The sequence below is a fragment of the Arsenophonus sp. ENCA genome (assembly GCF_002287155.1).
Classification (GTDB): domain Bacteria; phylum Pseudomonadota; class Gammaproteobacteria; order Enterobacterales; family Enterobacteriaceae; genus Arsenophonus; species Arsenophonus nilaparvatae.
This window is the reverse complement of sequence record NZ_NHNG01000009.1, coordinates 1-3828: the sequence shown is the minus strand read 5'-3', so window position 1 is coordinate 3828 and position 3828 is coordinate 1. Positions and strand designations below refer to the sequence as shown.

The following is a 3828-nucleotide window of genomic DNA, read 5'->3' as shown; positions in this document are numbered from 1 at the left end:
TCATGAGATAAAGGCGATGGGCTGACTTCTGATAACGCCAAACTAGAGTATCTTACACTGCTTACTTGCAAGAATATTTTATAGATATCTTTAATGCATGGATAACCGGACAAAATATGAACATCCTTATTTTTTCTTGTTTTTAAATTTATACTTCTTTTTTAGAGACTGCGAAACTCGTGTACTCGTGTCTTCTGCTGGATAGGTGGAGCATCTTGAAGAAAGTTAAGCATAAAGCCCATAATTGTCTTTTTTGATTTTAATATTACACAACTTGATGATTTTTAAGATTTAACTTGTTGCCATTTGAGTTGTTTTTTTTAATTAAACTCACATAATTAGACCTTTTAATCTGATTTACCTACGACTTGGTTTCTTTTTGAGAATCACAAGACGAAAAAATACAAAATAATGCTTAAAACTAAGAAAAATGTAATATTTTGGGTTTTTGTTTGATAATAGTTATACATTATGGTATATTTAGGGTGGCGGTAACACCACAACACAGCCCTATATAAGGAATAAAAAATGAAAACAATTTTTTGTGATGATGGCTCTACAGCGATCAAGTTGGCTTGGTTCGATGATGAAGGAAAGATAGAGTCAATCGTCATCTATAACTCGTTTAAGAAATCCTGGAACGTATCTTTGAATGGTAAAGCCACCTACAACTACACGGTTGACGGTGAACAATATGGTTATGATCCTTACTCACCTGACGCTATCAAAACAACCAATATAGATTTTCAATACTCAACAGAAAATCTCCTTGCGATTCACCACGCCTTATTAGAGTCGAAGATCCAGCCACAAGAAATCGAATTGATAGTGACACTGCCTATCTCAGAGTTCTACACAAGCGATATGAAACCCAATCTGGATAACATCGCTAAAAAGAAAAAAAACCTATTACGAAAAATCGAGTCTGATTCAGGGATGGTTTTTACTCTCAAGAAAATTAACGTTGTGCCAGAGTCTTTACCGTCAGCAGCCAACAGCCTTGAGCAAGATAATGTACATGAAATGGAGGTTTCGCTAGTCGTTGACTTGGGCGGTACAACGCTTGACTGTGGTACGATTGCAGGAAAATACGCACATATCTCTCATGTTTCAGGCGATTCAACGATTGGGGTATCACTCGTCACCAATGCCGTCTACAACGCACTGGATAGAGCATCGACAACAACCAGTTACCTTGTGGCAGACCAGTTAGTCAAAAAACACGATGATGAGGAATTGTACAAAACATTAATCAATGACAAGTCCAAAATTGATGATGTAAAAAACAGTTTCAATGACGCTGTAAAGTTACTTTCAGATCGAGTAATCAGCCACATCAAGCATGAATACAAAAAGAGCTTTAACCGCATCTATCTGACAGGTGGTGGCGCATCACTCATCTATCCAGCCGTCAAAGCAGCCTATCCCAACCAGATTATTACTATTATGAACGACTCGCAAACTGCCCTTGTAACGTCAATTGCGTCTATGAGAGCAGTAAAAAAATAGTGAGAGGATATTCCCTATGACCGATAACAGCAGAAAAAAAATCGTACTCTACGTCTATCCCGATGAGGCAAGCCAACGGACGGCACTAGACAAAATCGAGTCGCTACCTGTTCGGCAACGACCTGACTTTCAACGTGATTGTTTAATTGCAGGAGTTTGTCTTGCAAAAGTCGATCCGCGCCTACCGAGACTGTTAGCTACCGCGATAACTCAGGATATAGGATTTGCTACCGTCCAAAATGTTTTAAACGTGATACGTCCGATTGATAACACGCTATCCGATCAAGTGGTCGCGGTAGCGTGGCAAAAAAGAGAAAGGAACACGTTGTCGCCAAACAACGAATGGCTAGATTGGTTTCCGATAAGTGAAAGCCAATACAACGCCAGCATAGCTGAACCGTCAGACAATGCAGAAGTAAGGGTGCTGTGGGCGCGACAAGAGGGCGAAAAGCAGATCATTGAGGGTTCCGTTAAGCACTATGAAGTCATTCCAAAAACTCAACATGCAGAGCAGCGAGAAGCCACGATTACGGCAGCGGATAAGTCCAGTGCCGACAATAGCGATAGCAATGCTAGGAATGAAGCTGTAAGCAATGCTCACGATATATTTATGACGGATAATTAAGGCTTGCGCGGTAGATTAAGGTTTTGGACATGTGATAATATTCTCCTGTGATTTAGCTTCACGCCTGTTAGACGGTACAGCCCTGAACGAAGCAGCCTAGCGGCTGCAAATCGTCTTTTGCGAAACCAGCGCCTGACATCTGGCTACTAAGTCGATTTTAAGGCCTCTAGAAAGCCCGTGACGGCATTTTCTGCCATTAACCCATGATGTAGAGAATCGTTCACAGCAGCTTTCCAGCCATAACCGATAATAATGGGATATGCATATCACCTTTATTGGTTACTTTTCAACCAAAAAAAACTTTGAAATTCCTAGGCGTTAAATATTCATGGCAGTCTGCCAAGATAGACATGATATTTAGGGTTTACTCATATACTTCTCTACGGTGGCCTATAGTTGCAGCCAAAATAATTAACTCTTCGTCAATAATTTCACAAAGCACCCTATAATTGCCAATTCTGTATCGCCAAAACTCACCTAAGTCACCTTTAAGCGATTTCCCAAATACTCTAGGATCATCACTACTTGCTATGCGCTTATCGAGATAATCCACAATTCTTTTTGCATTCTGCCTATCCATTTTTTTAAGGGATTTCAGTGCAGAATCAGCATATTTAATCTTCCAGACCAAGAGATTTCCTCACATCCTCTGAACTGTGAACCGCATCTTGGCCTTTTCGCACACGAGCAACAGCACTCGCAGCAAGGTAGTAATCTTCCAAATCCTCCAAATGCGTAAGAATTGCTTCACGGGCATAAAATGTCTTCGTGCGCCCTGTTCTTTTTGCTAAATTATCTAACCTATTTTCAATTTCATCCGGTAAACGTATCGCCAACATATTTTCCTACCTTACAAACGATATACATGTATATCTAATCATACGCCTGTAGCAAAAAATGTCTACCCTTACTTGCACATACCGCATTCTAAGCGGTATAGTGATGTTGTTGTCCCTAATGGGCAATCAGGGTTTGACATCCCTAATGTAAGAGCGGACTGCCGCTTATTGCGGTTTTTTTATGTTCGTCAAAACTATAGTTACACCCGCATTATGGTGGGGCGTAGCGAGGGAGCTTAATCGCTCGCTGTCAATGCCAATTGAATTCTGATCCACTTTGCTAAAGTAAAACTGATCCACCCCCTTTAATTTACTCGCTCAGTTCCGCTTTCAATTTTTTATGTAGCTGACCGCTTTTTAGCTTGTCTTTTAACCGATAACTTTGTCCACTAATCTGTACGATATGTGCATGGTGCAGCAATCGATCCAGCATAGCGGCTGTTAGCGTCTCATCATCACCAAATGTACTTGACCACTGAGCAAAAGACAGATTACTGGTTAAGAGCACACTACCCGCTTCATATCGCTTTGCCACCACCTGGAAGAACAGGTTTGCTTCTTCCTTGCCAAAAGGTAAATAGCCAACTTCATCGATAATCAATAATCTAGGTTTACTGATAACTCGGGTAAGATATCCTTTGAGGTCACCTTGTCGATGAGAGGTAAGCAGCTGCAACATCATGTCCGCTGCAGTTAGAAAACGGATGCTTAATCCCTGCATCGCAGCTCTATAGCTGATGGCAGTAGCCAGGTGGGTCTTGCCGACACCAGACGGACCTAGCAACACGATATTCTCCTGGCGCTCAATGAAAGCCAGTCCAGCCAGTTCCTGTATTTGGTTACGGGGAACACCGC

General features: G+C 41.3%; 5 protein-coding genes. 2 read left to right on the top strand and 3 right to left on the bottom strand.

The window, feature by feature from the left end; genetic code table 11:
• Positions 1–528 precede the first annotated feature (528 nt).
• On the top strand, positions 529–1509 hold the full coding sequence (parM, locus tag CBG25_RS00315) for a plasmid segregation protein ParM domain-containing protein (protein ID WP_290603659.1): 981 nt from the start codon (positions 529–531) through the stop codon (positions 1507–1509).
• Between the two features lie 16 nt (positions 1510–1525).
• Complete coding sequence (locus CBG25_RS00310) at positions 1526–2134, top strand: plasmid partitioning/stability family protein (protein ID WP_290603658.1); 609 nt, start codon at positions 1526–1528, stop codon at positions 2132–2134.
• 364 nt (positions 2135–2498) lie between these two features.
• Here the strand turns inward: CBG25_RS00310 and CBG25_RS00305 are convergent, their stop codons facing one another.
• From CBG25_RS00305 to istB, 3 genes are all read right to left on the bottom strand, one after another.
• On the bottom strand, positions 2499–2765 hold the full coding sequence (locus CBG25_RS00305) for a type II toxin-antitoxin system RelE/ParE family toxin (protein ID WP_290603656.1): 267 nt from the start codon (positions 2763–2765) through the stop codon (positions 2499–2501).
• Complete coding sequence (locus tag CBG25_RS00300) at positions 2749–2973, bottom strand: DUF6290 family protein (protein WP_100103797.1); 225 nt, start codon at positions 2971–2973, stop codon at positions 2749–2751. Before CBG25_RS00300 ends, CBG25_RS00305 begins: the two co-directional genes overlap by 17 nt.
• Before the next feature lie 310 nt (positions 2974–3283).
• On the bottom strand, positions 3284–3828 hold a 545-nt coding region (gene istB, locus CBG25_RS00295; protein WP_290603651.1), incomplete at its 5' end, for an IS21-like element helper ATPase IstB.

What these genes read in the sequence shown, in the direction of transcription:
- parM (WP_290603659.1), top strand. Translation starts at nt 529, where the DNA reads ATGAAAACAATTTTTTGTGATGATGGCTCTACAGCGATCAAGTTGGCT.
- CBG25_RS00300 (WP_100103797.1), bottom strand. Translation starts at nt 2,973, where the DNA reads ATGTTGGCGATACGTTTACCGGATGAAATTGAAAATAGGTTAGATAAT.
- CBG25_RS00310 (WP_290603658.1), top strand. Translation starts at nt 1,526, where the DNA reads ATGACCGATAACAGCAGAAAAAAAATCGTACTCTACGTCTATCCCGAT.